The organism is Chlamydia ibidis 10-1398/6, assembly GCF_000454725.1.
Classification (GTDB): Bacteria; Chlamydiota; Chlamydiia; order Chlamydiales; family Chlamydiaceae; genus Chlamydia; species Chlamydia ibidis.
In genome coordinates, this window is the sequence record NZ_APJW01000002.1 from 311,139 (window position 1) to 334,575 (window position 23,437).

The window sequence follows — 23,437 nt, forward strand, 5'->3', positions numbered from 1 at the left end:
GTCCTTTTTACCCCAGGGTTGCGCCAATAGGATCTGACGCACACGAAGAAAAGTCATCTCCTTGGGATGTTGATAGTTCCCACATTCTTAAAAAATTAGGACAATTTGCGAGAAGCTCTTCTTTCGTTCCAACTGCAATTATTTCACCATGTTCCAAATAAAGGACTCGGTCAACATGCTCTAAAGTAGATAACTTATGTGCGACAATTATTTGAGTACACGTCCCCTTGAGATTACCTATGATCTCCTTAATATAGTTTTCACTAATAGCATCTAAAGAAGAAGTAGCCTCGTCTAGAATTAATATAGAAGCCTTTCTGAGTAATGCCCGAGCAATCGTAAGACGTTGTTGTTGTCCACCGGAAAGATTTCTACCACACTCTTGCACAAGTGTATGCACTCCCTGAGGCATTTTTTGAACAAAATCATAAGCGTATGCTTGTCTCAAAGCATGGAAAACTTCAGTTTCAGATACATTTTGTCCACAAGTTAAGTTATTCCATATTGTATCATAGAATAAAAATGGGTTTTGTAATACACATCCAATATGGTCTCTCAAAGAAGCAATACTATATTCTGAAATAGAGACTCCGTCTAAAAAAATATCTCCGTCAGTGATATTGTATAATCTCGGCAGCAATTTAGTAATTGTTGTCTTACCAGATCCTGTTGGTCCCACAATTCCTATAGCTTCCCCTTTCTTCAAAGTGAAATTAAGATTTCGTAAGACATATTCTTGATCATCATGATAGCAAAAAGACACGTTACGAAACTCTAAACTTGTTCTTAACCCTTTGAACTCTTTTTCATTTTTCTGAGTTTTATGCAAAAAAGGATGAGATAATACCTCATAAAGGCGTTCCGCTGCTGCACACCCTTTCATAATCGTAGTATTTTCATCACCAAACTTCTTAACTGGATCATAAATCAAATAAAGAAGACCACAAAAAACAATGAGTTCTTCTGGAGGAATATGAAACTTATACAAGCCGATAATAACAACAAATGCAAAAAACAGAGATGCTATCGTATGCAATAAAGGTCGTGGCAACAAGCCGTATGCAGCACTTTTTTCTTCTAGAGAAGCTATTTGATTATTTTGATGACAATACTTCTCGAATGCGAAAGATTCGGTACGAAAAACCTTCACAGTAAGTATTCCAGCAAGAAAATCTAAAAGGACTGAAGAGAATTTATCTTGATTTGTCTGGATTCTCTTTGCTAACGCCTTAATCTTTCTAGCTATAATGATAATCGGAAGAATAAGAATCGGAAAAGCAATACTTACCAACACACAAAACTTCCAAGATATAGATAAGCAGACAGTTAATGCTAATATTAAAGTGATAGGTGCCTGCACATAATTCACCATCAATGAATTTACTGCCTGTGCTATGCTTGCAGAATCATTGATAACACGACTACTCAGATTGCCCATATCATAGGTATGAAAAAAACTCATGGGAAGCTGTTGCAAAGCTTGGAAATAATCCTTACGTAGGTCACAGCTTACACGAATCGCAACAACTTGGGCTAAAAATCTTTGAAAAAATAGAGTAACTGCCTTGAGCACTGCAACTAGCAAGAGAAATAGGGATAGATAACGAAACTGCGAAAAATCAATATATCGCGCAAGATAATTAGATAATTTACCAGTTATAGATTTTGATCCTCTCGCATACTTAGCAATATATGCGTTTGCATCAGCTACTTTTAGTGAATTCGCACCCCGCGTAACTTCTGACCAACGGTTGATAACCTCTTCACGACTAATTTCGCTAACCTGTACCAAGCGGTCATTTTGACGGCGGCCAAACAAAACAAATACATCAGGCCCTGTTTTAGCAATCATCCCAAGAGAAAAGATCTCTGCTTGAGAGGAAATGGTTAAACCTAAAATTGCGAATAACGAAAAACCTAGAAGAGCAAGATGCCTCTTATGCCTCAGAACCGCTTTCAAAAGAAGTTTCATAAAGACCTATATCTCGAAATTTCTGGTAACGTTTTTCTAGTAATTCTTCTATAGATAGGCCTTTTAACCTCTGGCTCTCCTGGATCAGAAACTGTTGCACACTACGGTAAACCGCCATGGGATCATGGTGGGCACCACCTATAGGTTCCTTAATCACCGCATCTACAATAGCAAATTTCTTAAGATCCTCGCCATGCATTTTCAACATAGCTGCTGCGTCACTGTTTTTCTTGGGATCTTTCCATAGGATAGAAGCGCACCCCTCAGGAGAAATGACAGAGTAGTATGAGTGTTCTAACATGGCAATAACATCACCAATGGCCATGCCTAAGGCACCGCCAGAACATCCTTCACCGATAACTACAACAATGATAGGAGTTGCCAATCTTGCCAGCTCGAATAAATTATTAGCAATTGCCCACCCCTGCCCTCGTTCTTCTGCAGTAAGGCCTGGATAAGCTCCTGGGGTATCGACGAGAAAAATAACAGGAAGACCAAATTTTTCTGCCATCTTGGCCAACCTCAGAGCCTTTCGAAATCCCTCGGGGCACAACATACCAAAATTCCTGTGAACACGTGATGAGGTGTCACAACCTTTTTCCTGACCGATTAACATAAATCTCTGGCCGGCAATCTTAGTTAGTCCACCTACCACGGCAGGATCATCGCGGAAAGTCCTATCACCACATAATTCAACGAACTCTTCACACATCCCTTCAATATAATTTATGGTCCTAGGACGTGATGGATGACGACATATTTGAACTCTTTCCCAAGGGGTTAAATCAGAATAAATCTTCTCTTTTAACTTATCTAATCGTCTCTCCAATTTTTCGATCTCTGAGGAAGATAGTAATGAGTTTTTCTTATTTTTTTCTTTGAATTCGGCGATGGTTTTTTCGTACTCAACCACTTGTTTTTCGTGGGGAAGAAGCTCCATAACAACGTATCTCCTCTTACAAAAACAGCTATTTTAATACAAATAATTCTTAAAAACAATTATAAGATCGATTTAAAAACAATTTTCAAAAAAAGTATTGATCCAATTTAGTTGTTTTTTTCAAAAAGAACACGAATTTCCCCATTGGTGTAAGGAAAACTTATTAAAAAGTTACTACCCCAAAACCTAGTTCCCCCTTCCAAGGAGAATATTTCCATTTTAGAGCTAGAGGCAATGATCCTCAAAGACATGCGTTCCCCTTGCAATAAGATGTCATTTATAGGTCCTTTATAAGAATCTAAAGATCTAGAGCGTAATCTAGGACCATTAACTACTTGGCAACCTTGTCCCTTAGCAAAGATAGAAAAAGTCATACCCTGAGGATCTTCTAGTAGTGAAATAACCTCACATCGGCTTTCCTCGACATGAACAGAATGAACTACATGAGCGCCAAGATAAGCATCTTGTAGATAGGAAAATCCTGTTAGTCTCGGACATGGTAAGACTGTTGATGACGTAAAAATTACTGTTCCATTGGAATCTAAAGAAAATTCTTTAGGAGAACCGCAGATTCCAAACCCAGAGCAATCACTTATGTCTCCATAACATGGTCCATAATTCACTATACCGACATCATCAAGATAATAGGCACCTACTCCACTTTTACATCCCGAACCAGAAACATATGCGGAAAACGACCGATTTCTTTGCACCCATAATCCCAAGACGTTATCACTAAACTGATATTCACTATCGACTTGACAATCCAGCTGATAAAGCAGAGTTGTGCACAAGCCTGTCTTTTCCTTAGAAGCTCGACCACACTCTTGAGTCCACAAAGAAGGAAATACAATAGATTCATGGTTGAATAAAACTTGTTGAAAACGCGCTATATCCACAGCGAAGGAAGCACTGTCCTCATAAAACTCTGCAATTTTCAATAACAATAAAGCAAGCTCAGCTTGTTCGGCTGGATACGGCAGCCCTTGCCAGGGAAATCCTCCTCGATTGAATAAACGGACACCTCCAGAAGGAAGAATGTCTAAATCTAAAAAAGACAATCCAAGATCTTGCCCTTCTTCTAAAGCCATAAGTAGATATATTGCGCGAGCTATATCATGTACTTTTAAAAGAGGATGATAACGAAAATATTTGAGAATAGAACTACGAGATCCCTTATCCCTACAAGCATCAATAAATCGCTTAACTTGTGAATCAAAATTCAGACTAGGGAACACATCAATACTCTCCTGCAACCTAAGTTGTGACCCCATTACATCCACAATTTCATCAGAATAAGGACCGCAGTCCCACGATAATAATAAAAAACTTTAGAGTCAAGTTTCTACGAACACTACAAAAAACCTGACTCCAAAGACTAGAAAAAGAGAGAAGAACGAAATCAGGATTTCTTTGCAGGAGTTTCGATTAAACGTTTCATTCTTTTCCCAGGGGTAAATTTCACAGCTTTTCTTGCTGGAATGTGGATAGGAACTGTTGCATTCTTTGGATTACGTCCAACCTTAGGTTTTCTTTCGACAACCTGTAAAACGCCGAAATCTCTAAACTCTAACCTGTCACCATTAGCTAAAGCATCAGTCATTTTATCCAAAAAATTTTGGATTACAGTACGCACATGACTCGGATGAATCTTGTGATCCTGTGAAATTGTATTGATCAGTTTCTTCTTGGTCATGGTAGCCATATTAGCCCTTGCCTCCTATTAAAATGCCCTAAAGTAGCTTATTGAGTAGCCCTAAATAATAAACTTTTGAAGTATAAGCGTATCATATCTATTCATCCTTTGGATTCAAGACATTTTTTAAAATACACTTCGATTTCAAATCATGTTCGGTAGAAAAACGTATATTTACTCCTATACGTAATCTTCGTATTCTCAAGTCAAGACACAAAAGCCTTCAAACTCACTTATAATTTTAACGACAGCAAACGCGTGACTTCTTTAACACAACTTGATAAAGTACTACTTTCAGTGTCCTCGTAGCTCAGCAGGATAGAGCGGTTGCCTCCTAAGCAGCAGGTCATGCGTTCGAGTCGCATCGAGGACGACTCTGTTTCTTCCTTATCACGAAAATTCAACTTGTTTGTGGAGATAATTTCCGGGTCTTAACAGACGGAACATTTTTCTGAAAGTTCGGACCCACAATAAACGTATGGATGCCTTCGGCAATACCTTTGGCTACATGCATGCGGTAGCGCGCGTCTAACAGAGCAGCGCGCTCTCGAGAATTAGAAAGAAATCCTGTTTCCACCAAAACTGCTGGCATATCTGTTTCGCGAATTACAGCAAAGTTTCCTGCTTTCACTCCACGTATTTTTAATGCCCCATTCTTCTGCATAGAATTGAGGATATCCTTACCTAAAGCCTCTGACCTACGGCTCCTGGAAGCCGTATTATTGTTACCGTTATAAAAATATACCTCGGTACCGAAAGCTGACACATTCGAAGAATAATTACAATGAATGCTGACAAAAATATCAGCCTTATTCTGATTTGCTAAAGCTGCCCTCTTACCCAAATCTACATACACATCCGTAGACCGTGTAAGCACTGGCTTATACCCCATTCTCCTCAAATAACTCTGAACAGAGTTAGCGAGAGTCAAAGTGAGAGATTTTTCTTCATATCCCAGCTCTTTACTAGCCGTTCCTTTGTCTTTTCCTCCATGTCCTGGATCAATATAGATCACTTCATTACGACGAACACGGTGAGGTGAAGGAGAACCATCGACAGATGCCTCCACGACAAATCCCAAGAAAAAAAACAGAAGCAAAAAGGAAGAATTAGACATAATTTGACAAGACCTCTTGCACGACTTCTTTATCATCAAAAGGTATTGTTTGATGTTTAAAAATCTGATATGTCTCATGCCCTTTCCCTGCCACTAACACAATATCTCTATCTGAGGCAATGGACAAAGCATATGTAATTGCTTGTTTTCTGTCGATTTCGATGGAAAAATTTCTATTTACAAATCCTGTACAAATTTCATTGATTATTTCCTCCGGATCTTCCCCTCTAGGGTTATCTGAAGTCACAACTGAAAATCCATATGTTTCCGCCACACGGGCCATTATCTTACGTTTACTACGTTCTCTATCTCCTCCACATCCAAAAACTATTATAAGCCTTCCCTGTTCAGGAAGTAGTGTCTGCAATGTCTTGCAAACATTATCCAAAGCATCCGGAGTGTGAGCATAATCAATGTAAACAGGACAATTTCCGGAAAATATCGGCTCCAAACGTCCCTTTGGAGCCGATATGCTATTTATCTCGCTGATCAGATGCTGAATATCACAACCCAGATACTGATGAGTGACAGCTATAGCAGCTAAAATATTGTAAATATTGTGTTCTCCTATCAAAGAAGAGGAACACGAAAAAATTTTCCCATCGTGCATTAAATCAAATGATACACCATAGGAAGAAAGCTTAACATGACACGCACGATAATCCGAGTTTCTGGATATTCCATAGGAAACTATTCGTGCTTTTGTACTCTCTATAAATCTATCAACATAAGGGGAGTCTGCATTCACAATAGCTAACCCTGTAGTGGAAAGATTGGAAAATAACTTCTGTTTTGCCGCTAAATATTCGTCTAAAGAGTCATGAAAGTCCAAATGATCAAGTGTAAGATTAGTAAATACGCCTATGTCAAAAGAAACATCTGCAACACGGCCCAAAGACAACCCTATTGATGAAACCTCCATAACTACTGCTTTCTTATGATTCTTCACCATCTCAGCCAAATATTTATGTAAAAGGCACGCATCTGGTGTTGTAAAACCGTCTTGAACATAATCACCATTACCAAATACATGGCCTATAGTACCAATCAAACCAGTTGGAACAGACATTCTATCAAGTAACGACTTGATCAAATGCGCGACAGTAGTTTTACCATTGGTACCAGTAACTCCTATTACCCCAAGCTTATTAGAAGGATAGGCGTAGTATTTTGCAGCTAACCGCGACTCGGTCAAATAAAGATGTGGAGAAACTACTTGGACCACAGAAAGAAAAGGATTATAAAGAGAAGAAACGACAGCAATTGCTCCGTTATCAACAGCAGATGATGCAAAATCATTCCCATCATACTGACTACCCTTATGAGCAATAAATATATCCCCGACACCAACATATCGAGAATTTTTCGTAAGGTTTCTTACCTCTAGAGGCCGCACCTTACCGTAAACTTTTGCATCCACGCAATGAAGAAGTTCTTTTAAATCCATTTTTCTTGAATCAAAGCCAACCTAACTAGGGTTTCTTCTCTGAGTTACAATTTTTACAACAATATAGAAAATATTTATTCTTAACGAAAAGAATTTTATCTACTCTGTTAGCATGATTCTCAGATGGAAGATTGGTATATACAGGATAAACATCCAAAAAAAATGCGCCGAACTATTTTACATACAGAGAGTAAAATATGTCCAACTATTTTCTAAAGATCAACAGATGTATCGCCTAAAGAGATAAAATATTTTTACGGACTAAGAATGACTAATCCAAAATCAGGAGAACGGTAGTCCATACAACGATCGCTGTCTAAAAAATTATCTACCCAATAAGCTCAAACCAACTCTCCTACCTCATGATTAGGGAAATGTCAATCATAGACAAACGATTAAATTAAGTAGGGCAACAGAATAAGCCATTCTCACCTACTCTATAATAGCTGTCTTAAAAACTATAAAACTATATACTCTTAAATTGGTCCCTTCACTCGATATCTGTTATTTAGACTGTGTCTGAGATCGATTCCAAGATTCGTACAGAGACTTGATAGACGCTACTTCTTCCCGATAACTGTATTTTTCCTTATCTTCTGGAGCACCCAGGTAATTCAATACCCGGTCGGCCACTCTAGCAAATACTGGAGCAGCACAGCGGCCTCCCATATAGTTCTTAGTACCGTCTTCTCGTAATCCGTGTTCAGGATCATCTATGGAAACTAGCATGACCATAGGGACTATGTTAGGAGAGGCTGGATAAATCGGTGTGATACCTATAAATGAGGAAATATGACGATGTTTATCATATCTACCATTAATCAGTTTTTCCGTTGTTCCTGTTTTACCAGCACTAGAATGTCGCTTAGGTGAGGCACGAAATCCCGTACCTCCTGTACAAGTCGTGAAACGCATAGCCTGCATAACTTCATTAACAACACAATCTGGCAACACCCTTCCACTTCTTTCTTTGGAACGTAGCTGATATTCTTCCCCAGTATCTATTACAATCTTTTTCACTAATGTTGGGCGCACATCATACCCACCATTAGCAAGAATAGCATAAGCCCTTACCATTTGCATGCTGGTTACTAAAAGATTATAACCAATAGCTAATGAGTAGGGTGTAGACAAAGACCACTCAGGAATACCGCTAATATGGAACCGCTTAGGGGAAGGAACTAAACCGACAGCCTCTCCTGGCAATTCTATACCCGTTTTTCTACCAAAACCCAAAGCTATGAGTTTTTCTTCGTACCAATGATTACCGAGATGTTCGATAATACGATCAGCTAATTGCGCCATATATACATTGGAAGATTTCTGAATTGCCATGTACATATTAAGTTTATTATTACGCACGATGTCTCTAAGAGGAGAATGCTTTCTTCCTGGGAATAGAGCTCTTGTAACATCGATGGGTTCATGGGGATCGAATATCGGAGATTTGCCAAGAAGACGCATTTCCTCGTTTGCTAGAAGAGCAATCGCTATGGTTACAGGCTTCATAATAGAACCTGGCTCAAAAACATCACAAACGGCGGAGACTTTAGTACACTCTACTTTACTGAGATCATTGAAATACTCTTTATAATTTGAGGGATAAAAAAATGGATATTGTGCTAAAGCTAGGATTTCTCCAGTGTGGGAGTTCATAAGAACTAACCGCCCTCCCTTAGCCCTTGCTTCCTTGACGCCTATTTCTAACTCTTCTTCTGCGATTGTTTGAATACTAGGGTTAACGGTTAGATAAATGTCCGAGCCATCTTTAGGAATTTTTGTCACTCGGTCTAAGTCCAGTCTATTTAAAGGAGAGCGCAAATACTTTCTTTCACCAGGCTCTCCTTCTAAAATGTGATTAAAGTAAGCTTCTAAACCACCTGTAGGAAAAGCTTTTCCCGTTTTCTCGTCCTTTATTTCTCTCAAAGTATGCAATACCTGACCGAGCAGTTTACCTAAAGGATATGATCTCTGATAATCGGAAATAAAAAAGAGCGCGTTTGATGGAAGTTTATTTTTCGCTGCATAACCTCTCCACCATGAAAGAATACGATCACGCACTGAGACATCTAGCCAGAGAAAAAGTTTACGATGACGAGATTTTTTATCAAATTCTTTACGCAAACTTTCATAATCCCCATGACCAACGCAATTTAATAAAGAACTTGCAACTACATCACGATGAATTTCTGGTATCGCAACAGCATCTACACAAAGATGAAATTTCGTAATGTCTATGGCAAAAGCCTGCTTTTGCTCCATCTCTCCTTTACGTAAGGTAGTATTTGCGAAAAATGTTCCTCTACGAAAAGGATCTCTTACACGAAATTCATGTTGTCCCAAAGCCTCTGCTGCCCAGCGTTGTTCTTCACAAATTTGAATTTTATAATAACGTACAATCAAAAGCGCATAAGAAACCAATATCGCCGTAATAATTACGGTTAAAGATTTATGATGATTCATAAGATAAAATCTGAATAGTATCTTCTTGAGGATATTGTAAATATGAATACTCTGGAAGCGAAGCTATTTGCATTAAATGCTCAGGACTTTCTAGTTTATCGATTAAGAAAATTAGAGTAGTATTTTCCTGTTCTAATTGGCGTAGTCGCGACCATAACCTGGGAATTTCTAAACGTAATTTAGTAAGGTCATTCTGTTTATTTATATAGCAATAAAGCAAACTGCCTAGAAAACAAAAACAAAAAAATAAACGAATAAAACGATATTTAGTCATAGAGGAAGTTTTTCAAAACAACGCAACTTTGCTGACCGAGAACGTGGGTTTCTCCTTATTTCTTCATAACTAGGGACGATTACTTTTTTAGTAATCACTCTACCTAACCTATTAGCTTCGGCATTTCTAAAAAACCATTTAACTGGGCGATCTTCTGAACTACAAAAAGAGATAATGATCAAACGTCCATATGGAGCAAGCCATTGGATAGCGGAATCTAGCAAAAATTTCAACTCTAAGTCTTCTTGGTTAACATGTACACGAAGAGCTTGAAAAATTAAAGTTAGGGGGTGGATCTTTTTCCTCAAACGATATGAAGGAAATACTCCTTGAGTAGCTTCTTTAAGATCTCGCACAGTAATTATGCGTTTGTGCTTGCGAAATTGTACTATTGCTTTAGCAGCATTCTTCCAAAGAGGCTCCTCTCCATATTCCTTAAAAATCTTACCTAATTCATCTTCTCTTAAAGTATTGAGGACTTCGCAAGCTGTAACGCCTTGTGTTGTATCCATACGCATGTCAAGAACATGATCATCTCCTCTAAAACTAAACCCTCGCTCCAAAGTATCTATCTGCATAGAAGATATTCCTAAATCAGCAAGGACTCCGTCATAAGCACAACTCGGGGCATCATTGGCTAGATCCTGAAAAGAAGCATGACGAAAATGTACACGATCACCAAACCGTTCTAGTCTCTTATGTGCTAAATTTAAAGCGTCGAGGTCACGATCAGATGCATCATAGGATAAAATCGAAGGATATGATGATAAAAATGCTTCAGCATGTCCCCCAGCTCCGACGGTTACATCGCGAAATGTTTTAAGCGAACAACTAGCAAACAATGATAAACATTCATTAACTAAAACTGGCGTATGCGGAAAATTTTCAAACATAAAGACTTCCTTGGATAATATCGAAGTAGTATGCGATAAAGATAAGCATACACCATCTATCTGAAAGGAAATAGAATTTTTCTATCCATCAAGACTATTGACTTTTTCCTTACCTCTATTATGATTTAGAAAACAGGGTCTTCTTGGGCTGCCTCATGGTAGAAATTTTTAATTACAGTTCTTCAGTCTACGAAAAACATGCTTCCAATAATAAAATAGTTAACGATTTTCGTCAGGAAATCCAAATGGAGAGCCTAGCTATCCGAGAAGTTGCTAGACATGCTCAAATTTTGGATATGACACCAAAGCCCTCCGCTTTGACTACCTTAATGCAGACTGATAAAAAAACTCATTGGGCTTTCTTTTCTCCTCCTCAAAACTTTCATAAGCAACGCTGCTCAAATCCTTATCTTGCTCCTTCTTTAGGTTCTCCTGATCAACAAGATGAGGATATGGAGAAAATCTCTGCTTACTTGCGTGTATTAACTCGAGGAAAATTTTCTTACCGTAGTCGTGTCACTCCTCTTCTTTCTTATAGAGAGAACAAGGATAAGGAGACGGAGGAAGAGGAGGAAGATTCTGAAGAGACACAACTATTGAAAGAAGGTAGAATCTTACTTAAAGCTCTTGATCTTGGTATTAAATCTTCGAACGTAATGATTGATTACGTTATTTCTCGTATTTTTCAATTTGTTCAAGGTTAAATCATGATAGATAATGAATGGAAAGCGATCCTAGGATGGGGGGATCAAGAACTGGAAGAGTTACGAATCTCTGGTTATCTGTTTCTAAGGCAAGGGCATTACCGGAAAGCGATTCTGTTTTTCGAAGCTTTGACTGTACTTGATCCTTTGAGTATTTATGACTTTCAAACTTTGGGTGGGCTGTATCTGCAAGTAGGAGAAAATGAAAAAGCATTATTCATTTTAGACCAGGCCTTGCGCATGCAAGGAGACCATCTTCCTACTTTATTGAACAAAACAAAGGCCTTGTTTTGCTTGAATCGTATTGAAGAAGCTTCCGCTATAGCAATGTTTCTGACTACCTGTCCAGATTCTATAATTGCAAATGATGCCGAAGCACTAATCATGAGCTATACAAAAAAAAATATAGCTACTCCTTTAACCACGGCATCTTAACTCTACCGATTTTTTTTATTAAGATAGGTGGAGAAAAACTATTGATTGCTTATCAAGACCAGTGGTACATTGGCAATTTCTTCCTTACTTAGGAATAAACCTTGGTTTGTTCTTAACTAAAATCCTAGACAGATAAAAGAGAGTTGAATGTTAACTTGTAACGATTGCAGTACCTGGGAACAGTTCGTAAATTATGTCAAAACACGTTGTTCACATACCGCTTTTGAAAACTGGATTTCCCCTATTCAAGTTCTTGAGGAGACTCAAGAAAAAATTCGACTTGAAGTTCCGAATATTTTCGTCCAGAGCTATCTTTTAGATAACTATAAGAAAGATCTTTGTTCCTTTGTTCCTCTCGATGCTCATGGAGAGCCTGCTTTAGAATTTGTCGTAACTGAGATAAAAAGAGTCGCCCGCCCTGCAGTTGCGGTGCAGGTTTCAAAGGAAGATCTTCCAGAAATTGATGATAGTTCTAAAGACTTCGAATTGAAGTTAAATTCTGCTTATCGTTTTGATAATTTTATTGAAGGTCCTTCTAACCAATTTGTTAAATCCGCAGCAGTTGGTATTGCTGGACGCCCAGGAAGATCATATAATCCACTATTTATTCATGGTGGTGTGGGATTAGGGAAAACCCATCTACTTCATGCCGTAGGACATTATGTTCGCGAGCATCATAAAAACCTTAGAGTGCATTGTATCACTACAGAAGCTTTCATCAATGATTTGGTCTATCATTTAAGATTAAAGTCTGTAGATAAGATGAAAAATTTCTATCGCTCCTTAGATTTACTCCTGGTCGATGATATTCAGTTCTTACAAAATCGTCAGAATTTTGAAGAAGAATTTTGCAATACATTTGAAACTCTAATTCACTTAAGCAAACAAATTGTTATTACTTGCGACAAACCCCCAGGCCAATTAAAGCTTTCTGAAAGAATTATTACGCGAATGGAATGGGGATTGGTTGCACATGTGGGGATTCCTGATTTGGAAACCCGTGTTGCTATCTTACAACATAAAGCAGAGCAAAAAGGACTATATGTTCCTAATGACATGGCCTTCTATATTGCTGATCATGTGTATGGCAATGTGCGTCAGCTCGAGGGTGCTATCAACAAACTGACTGCTCATTGTCGTTTATTTGGGAAAACCCTTACTGAAGATATTATTCGCAATACTCTTCAAGAGTTATTTCACTCCCCTTCTAAACAGACTGTTTCCGTAGAAAATATTTTAAAGAGTGTTGCTACTGTTTTTCAAGTGAAACTACAAGACCTCAAGGGCAATTCTCGTTCTAAAGAATTAGTTTTAGCTCGTCAGGTATCTATGTATCTGGCCAAAACCCTTATTACTGATTCCCTCGTTGCAATAGGAGCTGCTTTTGGAAAAACTCACTCTACGGTTCTGTATGCCTGTAAGACAATTGAGCAAAAGATCATTAACGACGAAATGTTAAAGCGTCAAATTCAACTATGTAAAAACCATGTTGTTGGTTAATTCAGGAGAAGATCTATGTTCCGAAGAACAGGAAAAAATCACTTTGATGAGGTTCAAACTCTTTACAACGAAGATTCGACCTCTCAAACATCTTATACATATCCCCGTGCTGATCTTCTCGATCCCACTCAGGCAATATTTGAACATACAAAGTCTGTAGAAGCTAGGCCTTTAAGCTCTTCGGTAGCTGCCTCAGCCACCGAATGGTCTTCTGCTGAAGATACGCTTCCTGATTTTAATGAAGAGCCGGAAACAACTTTAGGAGAAGGCGTAACTTTTAAAGGTGAACTTGCATTTGAACGCCTTCTAAGGATTGACGGTACATTTGAAGGCATCCTTATTTCTAATGGTAAGATAATTGTTGGTCCCAAAGGTAGTGTAAAAGCTGACATACAAATGCACGAAGCTATTATTGAAGGGGTAGTTGAAGGCAATATTACTGTTGATGGAAGGGTTGAGCTCAGAGGTGAGGCAGTTATCAAAGGTGATATCCAAGCTAGTGAATTATGTGTAGACGCTGGTGTAAAACTACTTGGTTATGTTGCTATCTCGGGAATTACTCAAGATCAGGGTTAAGAAATAAGCTAATAATCCATACTTTGCTTTTAGCATAGTATTCAATCATATCCAGCCAGGATCTAGGTGGACAGTGCGTTGAAATAATACAAATTGGTTTCTTTTCCTTTTGTAGACAACTAACTCCTTGTTTCGAAAGACGCATACGCTGGACAGGAATTCCTATTCTTTTTCCTAATTCAATAACAATATCTTTTACGATCTCCCCTGCAATATAAAATATCTTTCTAGGATGTATCTCCTCCCAAACAAACTCTTGCTGAATAGATTTGCAAAAAAACAAAATAGCTTCTTTTTTTCCTTGTTCTGCCTTTTCATACAATGATAACACGACATTAGACGAAAGATAAAAAACCAACACATATCGTGAACAAGTGCTATTGCACTTAGCACAACAAGATAGGCCTCCTATTTCCAAATACTGAAAACAATGTAAACAACGTCCCTTTCTACTGATTTTTTGTATCACACGTAAACAAGAAGAGCATAGAATCTTTCCGGGACAAGCACATCCATAACAAACTATAGGAAAAATAAGTTCTAAAAAAAATAATAAGAATTTATGTAGGAAAGCAGTTTTTATTCGTAAAATTCTAATTAATTTGTTACGTTGTTCAACGTGTAGAAGCTTCAACCTTTCTCTCATTTGCAATGCTGAAACGATTTGTAAACTCCATTTGGAAATTGTGTGAAAAAGATAAATTCCGGTCACTTACTCCAGTCGCAGACGCTATAGATACGTTCTGCTACGAGCCAATACATGTGCCAACTTCGCCTCCGTTCATTCGTGACTCTGTAGATATAAAACGCTGGATGATGTTGGTTGTTGTTGCTTTGCTTCCCGCTATCCTGGCAGCCATTTGGAACGCAGGGGTTCAAGCATTAGTTTATAGCTCCTATAATCCTGAGATGATGAACGAGTTTTTGAACATCTCCGGATTCTCTAGTTATTTCTCTTTCATTTTTCATCGTCTGGGTATTTTATCCGTTCTAGGTGAAGGATTAAAGATATTTGTTCCTCTGTTGTTGATTAGTTATACTGTAGGCGGAGCTTGTGAAGTTCTTTTCGCAATTGTTAGAAAACATAAAATTGCCGAAGGATTGCTAGTTACTGGTATTCTTTATCCTCTAACATTACCTCCTACTATTCCTTATTGGATGGCCGCTTTGGGAATCGCTTTCGGTGTAGTGATTAGCAAGGAGCTTTTCGGCGGCACAGGCATGAATATTCTAAATCCTGCATTGACAGGTAGGGCTTTCCTTTTCTTTACGTTCCCCGTAAAAATGAGTGGAGATGTTTGGGTTGGGACCAATCCTCAAACTATTAAGAATAGCCTGTTTGCTATGAATTCTTCTGCTGGGAAATCCCTCATAGATGGTTTTTCTGAATCCACATGCTTACAAACTCTTAATTCTACTCCTCCCTCAGTCAAAAGAGTCCATGTGGATGCTATTGCATCAAATATACTCCACTTGTCTAAGGTGCCATCCCAAGAAGTTATTGAATCCCAGTTTTCTGTTTGGTCAGAAAGACAGCCCGGCCTTGTTTTAGATAATCTCTCTCTCGCAGACGTACATGACTTTGTAACTGCGCCCATACAAGATGGCGGTCTAGGACTTCTGCCGACACAATTTGACTCTGCCTACGCAATTACTGATGTAATCTATGGAACAGGTAAATTTTCAACATCCAATTTATTTTTTGGAAATGTTATTGGTTCTTTAGGAGAAACTTCGACCCTAGCATGTTTGTGCGGAGCTATTTTCTTAATAATTACTGGAATTGCTTCCTGGAGAACTATGGTTTCTTTTGGGATAGGTGCATTAGTCACTGCTTGGTTATTTAAAATTGTCAGCATTCTAATTGTAGGAAAATCGGGTGCCTGGGCTCCAGCTAGATTTTTTATTCCTGCATACCGACATCTGTTTTTAGGAGGATTAGCGTTCGGATTAGTATTCATGGCAACAGATCCAGTTTCTTCTCCTACGATGAGATGGGCTAAGTGGGTTTACGGTCTCTTCATTGGTTTTATGACAATTTTGATTCGTTTGATTAATCCAGCATATCCTGAAGGTGTGATGCTAGCTATTCTTTTGGGGAATGTCTTTGCACCTCTTCTTGATTACTTCGCATTAGGAAAGTATAAACGAAGGAAAGTATAGAATATGTCTTCGGGATCTCAACAAAATCGACGTTACTTGAATCAAACCTGGTATATCATTCTTTTCATCTTAGGACTGAGTCTGTTCTCAGGACTTCTACTGTCTACGGTTTGCTATGTACTCTCCCCTATTCAAGAAAAAGCAGCTATTTTTGATAGAAATCAGCAGATGTTGACAGCTGCACACGTTTTAGATTTCCATGGAAAATTTCAAATCCGGGAAGGAGATACATGGGAACCCGCCATCTACAACAAAACAAAGAACATATTAACAAAAACTTCTGCTAATAAGTCCCCTGTTGTCACTGCATCCGTTTTAGATACTTACGCACAACATTTTGTTCGCCCTTTACTAGCAAACCGGGAAGGGAAGATTTTCTCTTTTGAAGAGAAACGCATTGACCCTACAGTATTCATTGAAAACACGAAAGATTTTCACCGGCAACCTTTACTATTGTTTTATGCAATTTTAAATAATACTCCGGAATCTGCAAAGATGTCCCCAGCAGAGGTCATCCAACATCCTAAATCTATCCAGTCTATTGTTATTCCCATTTCAGGATTTGGATTATGGGGTCCTATTTATGGCTATTTAGGTTTAGAAAATAATGGAGATACAGTCCTAGGAACAGCCTGGTACCAGCAAGGAGAAACTCCTGGTCTAGGAGCAAATATTACTAACCCTTCCTGGCAAAAGCAATTTTTTGGTAAGAAAATATTTTTAAACACAACATCCGGGAATACCGATTTCTCTACCTCACCTTTGGGAATTGAAGTAATCAAAGGCCAGGTTCAGTCTGTTCTGGGTAACTCTCCTAAGGCAGCATCCTCAGTTGATGGAATTTCTGGAGCAACTCTAACCTGTAATGGGGTTACTGAAGCTTATGCCCATTCTCTAGCTCCTTATCGCTCCTTACTTATTTACTTTGCTAATCTGAATTCTTCGGGAGAAAATCATGACGGTTAGTAATAAGTCTTACAAAAGTTATTTCTTAGATCCCTTATGGAATAATAACCAACCGTTGGTTGCTATTCTCGGCATCTGTTCGGCATTAGCTGTAACCACCACCATGGTTACAGCTATCACTATGGGCCTGGCAGTAAGCTTTGTGACCGGGTGTTCTTGTTTCTTTGTTTCTTTGCTACGTAAGTACACTCCTGATAGCGTCCGAATGATTACTCAACTGATTATTATCAGTTTATTCGTAGTCGTCATCGAGCAAATCTTGAAAGCTTTCTTTTTTGAAATCTCAAAAACACTTTCAGTTTTTGTTGGTTTAATTATTACTAATTGCATAGTAATGGGGCGCGCAGAGAGTATGGCTAGAAATGTCCCTCCTATTCCTGCTTTTCTTGATGGTGTGGGAGCTGGTTTAGGATATGGTTGGGTATTGGTAATCATTAGTTCCATCCGCGAACTGTTTGGCTTTGGAACATTTCTAGGAATGAGAGTCATCCCACAGTTTTTATATTCTTCAGAATCACATCCTGATGCTTATGAAAACTTTGGTCTCATGGTTTTAGCTCCATCAGCATTCTTCCTTATAGGAATCATGATTTGGGTAATGAATATTATAAGATCCAGGAAAATAAAGGGGTAAACCAATGTGGTTAGGTGAATATTCTTGGCTCAATGTGTTTGGTATTTTTTTACAAGCTACGTTCATTCAAAACATCTTGCTTTCTAATTTTCTTGGCATGTGTAGCTATCTGGCCTGTTCAGCTAGAGTCCCTACGGCAAATGGTCTTGGAATGTCCGTGGCGCTAGTACTAACATTGACAGGAAGCATTAATTGGTTCATTCATCATTTTATCACTGGTCCTAAAGCTCTTACATGGCTATCCCCTCAATTTGCTCAAATAAATCTAGGTTTCCTAGAACTTATTATTTTCATTTCTGTCATTGCAGCTTTTACCCAAGTTCTTGAACTATTCTTAGAAAAAGTTTCTAGAAATCTTTACCTGTCACTTGGTATCTTCCTTCCCCTAATCGCTGTAAATTGCGCTATTCTAGGTGGAGTTCTTTTCGGAATTACCCGAAATTATCCTTTTATTCCTATGGTTATCTTCTCTTTAGGAGCTGGTTGTGGCTGGTGGTTGTCCATTGTCTTATTTGCAACAATTCGAGAAAAGTTAGCTTATTCAGACATCCCTCAGAACCTTCGTGGGATGGGTATTTCTTTCATCACAACAGGATTAATGGCTATGGCATTTATGGGTCTTACTGGTATAGATGTGTCTAAACCTTCACAACCCCAGAAAGAAGAAATTCAAAAAGAAACAGCCTCTTCAGACTTAAAAGTCACAACTCCTATTATTAAAAACACAAAACAAAAACGTCGTTTTCATAACTAGTAGTTACTTCCTAAGGGTACCAACTGCAAAATATATTCCTTCGCTATTTGTTGACTTTTAATTATTTTTTTGATCCGTTAGGGGCATCTCAATTTACCAAGAGCTATATATATGAAACGTCTAAATCTCTGGTTATTAATGTCTTCAGCATTAATGACCACGAGTCACATATGTTGTGCACAAGCGCAAAATATAGGCCCTTCTAATGGATGTAATGGGGGTTCTCTCAATCAACTTACTGGTAGTGACTATACCTGTATAGGAGATATCTGTTTTTCTAATATAAATACGACAAATAAAAGTTGTTTTGCTCCATCAAGCGGAGGGCTCACTCTTACCGGAAATGGTTACGACATTTGCTTCCAAAGTGTTAATTCTGGGAACAAACCATGTGCTGTTGATGTAACACAAGGCAACGTAACTATTTCGGGATTTTCTAGTTTCTTATGCGCAAATGCGCTAAACAGCGGGGCTATTTGTTGTTGTGATACTTCTTCAGCCAGGACCTTGTCCATGTCTGGAAATGGCACAGTTTCATTTTTAAACAATACCGCTAGCACAAAAGGCGGGGCCATTTGTGCTAACACTATAAATTTCACCTCAGGCGGGCATACTATATTTTCTGGGAACACTGTTTCAGGATCCTCAGGAATAGGTGGAGCTATCTGCTTAGAAGGTATATCCGGCAGTTCCTGCACACTATCTGCTCAAGGTGGAGATATTGTTTTCTATGAAAACTCAGCAACAGATACCTCAGCCAAAGGTGGGGCTGTTGGAATAAAAGGTAGCAATGGAAGCTGCACCCTAGATGCCAATTCTGGAAACATTATCTTTGATGGTAATACTATCAAATCCAATAGCAGTGCTGTAAGAAACTCTGTTTACTTGGGCCAAGAAACCTCAGCAACACACACTTTTAAAGCTAAGGAAGGTTTCGGGATTTATTTTTATGACCCTGTAACATGTGATGTCTCTTCTCCAACTGGCTCTGTTAAGATTAACGACACTGGATACACTGGATCTATTGTATTCTCAGGAGAAAAACTTTCCCCTGATGAAAAAACAAAATCCGAAAACAAGAAAACTGATCTAAAACACGCTTTAACAGTGCAAGCAGGCTCTTTAGTTCTTAAGGATGGAGTGACTGTAGAGGCTAAACAAATTACTCAAAATGATAATACTTCCACTGTAGTGATGGATCTAGGAACTACTCTTCAGACTCCTAATTCTGGTGGTGAGACCATAACGCTTCAAAACCTTGCGATTAACGTTGCCTCATTGGGGGGGGGGGGGTGCCTCCGACACGGCTGTAATCAACAGTCAAACAACTAGCAAAACAGCATCCGTATCTTCTCTATCACTCATTGATTCTGACGGCAACGGTTACGAATATCCTATCTTTGGATCAAATTTATCTTCAGCTAAAGTAAAAATCCAAACTAACTCCAGCACAGCTACAACACCTTCTTCTAATCCCACTAAAGAATCCCCTACCCCACACTACGGCTATCAGGGAAATTGGACCGTCTCCTGGGGAAATACGTCAGGGAACGCTATAAAGACAGCAACATTAGCTTGGGAAAAAACGGGCTATATTGCTAATCCCGAGCGTGTGTGTGCTTTAGTTCCTAACACCCTATGGGGAAACTTCTCTGACCTCCGTGTTATCCAAAATCTTATGGAAGTCAGTGTAGATGGCGCCGAATGTCACCGAGGCCTATGGGCATCCGCTGTTGCTAACTTCTTGCACAGAAGTGGCTATGATGTCCAAAGCCCTAAAGGAGCTCCTTCCCCAACAGAAACAAGACGAAAATTCCGCCACCATAGCGTCGGCTACATCGTGGGAGTCATGGGAGAAACCCTAAATGAAGATATCCTCAATGCCTCTTTCTGCCAACTCTTCGGTAAAGACAAGGACTACTTCATAAGCAAAAACTCGGCTACCACATACGCGGGTTCTTTGTACTACCAACACACCTCTTGGTGGAACGGATGGAACAAACTCATCCACTCTATAGTGGGAACTGAAGCTCCTCTAGTATTCAATGCTCAGCTCACTTACTCCCACACCTCTAACGATCTCAAAACCAAAATGACAAAAGCTTTCCTTCCAGAAAAAATGGTCCTCCCCTCCCTCATCAAAGGCGATTGGGGGAATGATTGCTTTGGTTTAGAGTTCGGTGGTGCTGTGCCTGTAGACCTCAATAACCCTTGGTTATTCGACACCTACACCCCATTCGCTAAACTCCAACTCATCTATGCTCACCAAGGAGACTTTAAAGAAAACACAGAACAAGGAAGAATCTTCGATAGTAGTAGCCTCACTAACCTCGCTCTCCCTATCGGAATGAAGTTCGAGAGATTCGCAAAAAATCATGACGCTTCCTTCAACGTAGTTTTAGCCTACTCACCAGATATCGCTAGAAGTAATCCTGATTGCACAACAGCCATGATCTCTGATCCTGTCTCCGCAATCTGGACCACACGAGCTACTAACTTGGCTCGAAATGCTTTCATCGCTCAAGCCGGGAATCATTTCTCCATAACCCCAAGATGTGAGATCTTTAGCCAATTCGGCTTCGAACTCCGCGGATCAGCTCGTACTTACAACATAGACCTGGGTTCTAAAATCCAGTTCTAACCCACTCACCTCCCCCATCCCCTAACAGGGATGGGGCCTAATATTCAGAATAAATATCCTTTCTATGGTCCACATCAATGATCAACACCAACAACAAATCATCTTGAATTGTGTAGACTATACGATATTTACCTACACGAATCCTCAATAGAGTGAGTTTATCTATTCCCCGTAATTTTCTAACACCTTGAGGTCGCGGAGACTCAGACAAAGAATCTATGGTCCTAACTATGCGTTCTTTATCTTTCTTAGGGAACTTAAGTAATTTTTTCGCAACTTTGTCAGTAATCTCAATAGCATAAATCATTGTTCAAGATTCTTTTTTGCCTCGTCCCAGGAGATTGTTTTTTCTTTTCCTGATCTGATATCTTCAAGGATTTTTGTAGCTTTATCTGCCAACCAACGATCTTCTAATTCTTCCAAACGTTCAAAAACAGTGGTAAGAATAAATTCTCTCATAGTCACTCCTAACTTAGCGCTAGCTAATTTGATACATAAGTGCTCATCTGGAGACATATCCACTGTTAATCTTGACCTGTCTTTCATAATTACAAATCTCCCTGAAATACAGATTTCTGTATTTCTTTATTATGAAGAGGAGTAGCTATTTACTCAAGGAAATATACGTTTATCTTCATTGACTTTTAATTATTTTTTTGATCCGTTAGAGGCATCTCAATTTACCAAGAGCTACATATATGAAATGTTTAAATCTCTGGCTATTAATGTCTTCAGCGTTAATGACCACGAGTAATATAGGGTTTGCTAATGCTCAGGTTATAGGTCCTTCTCATAGTGTTAATGGGGGTACCAGCACTAATTTAAACCAAACTGCTTACACTTGTTACGGTGATATCTGTTTTTCTAACCTAAACCTGACATCTTCTAGCTGTTTTTCCTCGACTAGTGGACTTACTCTAACTGGTAATAGTGATTCTATTTGTTTCCAGTACATCACTAGTTCCTCTCCAGGCATTGTTAATTCTACAGGAGGAAACGTAACAATTTCAGGATTTTCTGATTTTTTATGCAGTAACGCAAAAACTAAGGGGGCTATTTGTTGTTGTGATTCTTCTTCTTCGACAGTAAGGACCTTTTCCATGTCTGGAAATGGCAGTGTTTCATTTTTAAATAATACTGGCGACACAAAAGGTGGCGCTATCTGTGCTAACACTATCAATTTCACCTCAGGCGGAAAGACTATATTTTCTGGTAACACTATTTCGGGATCCTCAGGAATAGGTGGAGCTATCTGCTTAGACGGTATATCTGGAAGCACCTGTACACTATCTGCTCAAGGTGGAGATATTATTTTCTATGGTAACTCAGCAACGGATGCCTCAGCCAAAGGTGGGGCGATTGGGTTGAAAGGTAATAACGGTAACTGTACTTTAGACGCCAATTCTGGAAATATTATCTTTGATGGGAATACTATCAAATCTACTGGCACAGAAAGAAATGCTATAGACCTAGGAAACAGTACAGAAAACCATTCTTTTAAGGCTAAAGAAGGGTACAGCATTTACTTCTACGATACAGTTACTGGTGGAGGTTCTACGGGAGAAGTAGGAATCAACGAGACGGGTTACACCGGTTCGGTGATATTCTCTGGAGAAAAATTAACTACTGAGACCACCAAATTTAGCCAGCCTCTTAAAATTAAAGCAGGCTCTTTAGTTCTTAAGGATGGAGTGACTGTAGAGGCAAAACAAGTTACTCAAACAGACGCTAATTCTACAGTAGTGATGGATTTAGGCACGACTCTCAAAGGCACAGATAGTTCCGCTGGGACAGTTTCTCTTCCTAACTTAGCTATCAACATTGCCTCGTTGGGGGGGGGGGGGGTACGTGCCCCAGCTAAAATCCAAACACAGGCTAATCAACAAATCACCATTAACTCTTTATCCCTAATCGATCCTGATGGCAATGGCTATGAATATCCTGTATTTGGAAAAAATCTAGACTTTACTGGTGTACAAGCAGCCATTACCACGAGCGGCACAGTCACAAAACCAACTACTAATAACACTACCCAAACTCCTCACTATGGCTATCAGGGAAATTGGACCGTCTCCTGGGCTCAGGGAGCGGGAACTCAAGAACAAAATGCTACGTTCACGTGGGAAAAAACAGGCTATATTGCCAACCCCGAGCGTGTGTGTGCTTTAGTTCCTAACACCTTATGGGGGAACTTCTCTGACCTCCGTGTTATCCAAAATCTTATGGAAGTCAGTGTAGATGGTGCCGAATGTCACCGAGGCC

The 23,437-nt window shown here is 39.1% G+C and carries 23 protein-coding genes and 1 tRNA gene; 12 read left to right on the top strand and 12 right to left on the bottom strand.

Going from position 1 to position 23,437, the window contains the following annotated elements; all coding sequences use genetic code 11:
• Nucleotides 1-7: 7 nt before the first annotated feature.
• The 4 genes from H359_RS03410 to H359_RS03425 form a co-directional block, all read right to left on the bottom strand.
• Entirely contained in the window at nucleotides 8-1,972 is a 1,965-nt protein-coding gene (locus H359_RS03410; protein ID WP_020370284.1) for an ABC transporter ATP-binding protein, read from the bottom strand.
• On the bottom strand, nucleotides 1,938-2,912 hold the full coding sequence (locus H359_RS03415) for an acetyl-CoA carboxylase carboxyltransferase subunit alpha (RefSeq protein WP_020370285.1): 975 nt from the start codon (nucleotides 2,910-2,912) through the stop codon (nucleotides 1,938-1,940). The genes H359_RS03410 and H359_RS03415 overlap by 35 nt, the downstream gene beginning before the upstream one ends.
• 107 nt (nucleotides 2,913-3,019) lie before the next feature.
• A complete protein-coding gene (locus tag H359_RS03420) occupies nucleotides 3,020-4,186 on the bottom strand; it encodes a hypothetical protein (RefSeq protein WP_020370286.1) in 1,167 nt (388 codons plus the stop codon).
• Between the two features lie 128 nt (nucleotides 4,187-4,314).
• Nucleotides 4,315-4,617, bottom strand: a complete 303-nt coding sequence (locus tag H359_RS03425) for an HU family DNA-binding protein (RefSeq protein ID WP_020370287.1) — start codon at nucleotides 4,615-4,617, stop codon at nucleotides 4,315-4,317.
• Nucleotides 4,618-4,907: 290 nt separating this feature from the next.
• Here H359_RS03425 and H359_RS03430 point away from each other — a divergent pair.
• Nucleotides 4,908-4,981: transfer RNA gene (locus H359_RS03430), tRNA-Arg, on the top strand.
• A 27-nt stretch (nucleotides 4,982-5,008) separates the two neighbouring features.
• On the opposite strand, the gene H359_RS03435 is transcribed toward H359_RS03430, so the two are convergent.
• From H359_RS03435 to rsmH, 5 genes are all read right to left on the bottom strand, one after another.
• Nucleotides 5,009-5,803: an N-acetylmuramoyl-L-alanine amidase family protein gene (locus H359_RS03435; protein WP_035392083.1), complete on the bottom strand. Its 795-nt coding sequence runs from the start codon at nucleotides 5,801-5,803 to the stop codon at nucleotides 5,009-5,011.
• Nucleotides 5,718-7,172, bottom strand: coding sequence for a UDP-N-acetylmuramoyl-L-alanyl-D-glutamate--2,6-diaminopimelate ligase (locus H359_RS03440; RefSeq protein WP_020370289.1), 1,455 nt, complete (start codon nucleotides 7,170-7,172; stop codon nucleotides 5,718-5,720). The genes H359_RS03435 and H359_RS03440 overlap by 86 nt, the downstream gene beginning before the upstream one ends.
• 504 nt (nucleotides 7,173-7,676) lie before the next feature.
• Entirely contained in the window at nucleotides 7,677-9,635 is a 1,959-nt protein-coding gene (locus H359_RS03445) for a peptidoglycan D,D-transpeptidase FtsI family protein (protein WP_020370290.1), read from the bottom strand.
• Nucleotides 9,622-9,909: a hypothetical protein gene (locus H359_RS03450; protein WP_020370291.1), complete on the bottom strand. Its 288-nt coding sequence runs from the start codon at nucleotides 9,907-9,909 to the stop codon at nucleotides 9,622-9,624. Before H359_RS03450 ends, H359_RS03445 begins: the two co-directional genes overlap by 14 nt.
• Nucleotides 9,906-10,802, bottom strand: a complete 897-nt coding sequence (gene rsmH / locus H359_RS03455) for a 16S rRNA (cytosine(1402)-N(4))-methyltransferase RsmH (protein WP_020370292.1) — start codon at nucleotides 10,800-10,802, stop codon at nucleotides 9,906-9,908. Before rsmH ends, H359_RS03450 begins: the two co-directional genes overlap by 4 nt.
• Before the next feature lie 155 nt (nucleotides 10,803-10,957).
• Here rsmH and H359_RS03460 point away from each other — a divergent pair, with 155 nt between their 5' ends.
• The 4 genes from H359_RS03460 to H359_RS03475 all read left to right on the top strand — a co-directional run bounded on the left by H359_RS03460 (nucleotide 10,958) and on the right by H359_RS03475 (nucleotide 14,017).
• Nucleotides 10,958-11,506: a DUF5399 family protein gene (locus H359_RS03460; protein WP_020370293.1), complete on the top strand. Its 549-nt coding sequence runs from the start codon at nucleotides 10,958-10,960 to the stop codon at nucleotides 11,504-11,506.
• A gap of 3 nt (nucleotides 11,507-11,509) precedes the next feature.
• Entirely contained in the window at nucleotides 11,510-11,941 is a 432-nt protein-coding gene (locus H359_RS03465) for a tetratricopeptide repeat family protein (protein ID WP_020370294.1), read from the top strand.
• Between the two features lie 147 nt (nucleotides 11,942-12,088).
• Entirely contained in the window at nucleotides 12,089-13,441 is a 1,353-nt protein-coding gene (dnaA, locus tag H359_RS03470) for a chromosomal replication initiator protein DnaA (protein ID WP_020370295.1), read from the top strand.
• Nucleotides 13,442-13,456: 15 nt separating this feature from the next.
• The gene (locus H359_RS03475; RefSeq protein WP_020370296.1) at nucleotides 13,457-14,017 is read left to right on the top strand and encodes a bactofilin family protein; all 561 of its coding nucleotides are present in this window, start codon (nucleotides 13,457-13,459) and stop codon (nucleotides 14,015-14,017) included.
• Here H359_RS03475 and H359_RS05015 read toward each other — a convergent pair.
• Nucleotides 13,998-14,486 (bottom strand): hypothetical protein, encoded by a 489-nt coding sequence (locus H359_RS05015; protein WP_162138592.1) that lies wholly within the window; start codon nucleotides 14,484-14,486, stop codon nucleotides 13,998-14,000. The genes H359_RS03475 and H359_RS05015 overlap by 20 nt on opposite strands.
• 182 nt (nucleotides 14,487-14,668) lie before the next feature.
• Here H359_RS05015 and H359_RS03485 point away from each other — a divergent pair, with 182 nt between their 5' ends.
• From H359_RS03485 to H359_RS05235, 6 genes are all read left to right on the top strand, one after another.
• The gene (locus H359_RS03485) at nucleotides 14,669-16,180 is read left to right on the top strand and encodes a Na(+)-transporting NADH-quinone reductase subunit B (RefSeq protein WP_035392128.1); all 1,512 of its coding nucleotides are present in this window, start codon (nucleotides 14,669-14,671) and stop codon (nucleotides 16,178-16,180) included.
• A gap of 3 nt (nucleotides 16,181-16,183) precedes the next feature.
• Nucleotides 16,184-17,146 (top strand): NADH:ubiquinone reductase (Na(+)-transporting) subunit C, encoded by a 963-nt coding sequence (gene nqrC, locus H359_RS03490; protein WP_020370299.1) that lies wholly within the window; start codon nucleotides 16,184-16,186, stop codon nucleotides 17,144-17,146.
• Nucleotides 17,136-17,780, top strand: a complete 645-nt coding sequence (gene nqrD / locus H359_RS03495; protein WP_020370300.1) for an NADH:ubiquinone reductase (Na(+)-transporting) subunit D — start codon at nucleotides 17,136-17,138, stop codon at nucleotides 17,778-17,780. The genes nqrC and nqrD overlap by 11 nt, the downstream gene beginning before the upstream one ends.
• Nucleotides 17,781-17,784: 4 nt before the next feature.
• Entirely contained in the window at nucleotides 17,785-18,534 is a 750-nt protein-coding gene (gene nqrE, locus H359_RS03500) for an NADH:ubiquinone reductase (Na(+)-transporting) subunit E (protein ID WP_020370301.1), read from the top strand.
• A gap of 111 nt (nucleotides 18,535-18,645) precedes the next feature.
• Complete coding sequence (locus H359_RS05230) at nucleotides 18,646-19,866, top strand: hypothetical protein (protein WP_021119562.1); 1,221 nt, start codon at nucleotides 18,646-18,648, stop codon at nucleotides 19,864-19,866.
• Nucleotides 19,793-21,175, top strand: coding sequence for an autotransporter domain-containing protein (locus H359_RS05235; RefSeq protein WP_330932972.1), 1,383 nt, complete (start codon nucleotides 19,793-19,795; stop codon nucleotides 21,173-21,175). The genes H359_RS05230 and H359_RS05235 overlap by 74 nt, the downstream gene beginning before the upstream one ends.
• 37 nt (nucleotides 21,176-21,212) lie before the next feature.
• On the opposite strand, the gene H359_RS03510 is transcribed toward H359_RS05235, so the two are convergent.
• Both H359_RS03510 and H359_RS03515 read right to left on the bottom strand, forming a co-directional pair.
• The gene (locus H359_RS03510) at nucleotides 21,213-21,482 is read right to left on the bottom strand and encodes a type II toxin-antitoxin system RelE family toxin (protein WP_020369936.1); all 270 of its coding nucleotides are present in this window, start codon (nucleotides 21,480-21,482) and stop codon (nucleotides 21,213-21,215) included.
• Nucleotides 21,479-21,721, bottom strand: a complete 243-nt coding sequence (locus H359_RS03515; RefSeq protein ID WP_021119554.1) for a DUF6290 family protein — start codon at nucleotides 21,719-21,721, stop codon at nucleotides 21,479-21,481. Before H359_RS03515 ends, H359_RS03510 begins: the two co-directional genes overlap by 4 nt.
• Before the next feature lie 152 nt (nucleotides 21,722-21,873).
• Here H359_RS03515 and H359_RS03520 point away from each other — a divergent pair.
• Nucleotides 21,874-23,437: polymorphic outer membrane protein middle domain-containing protein (locus H359_RS03520; protein ID WP_040434085.1), on the top strand; the 1,564-nt coding region annotated here is incomplete at its 3' end.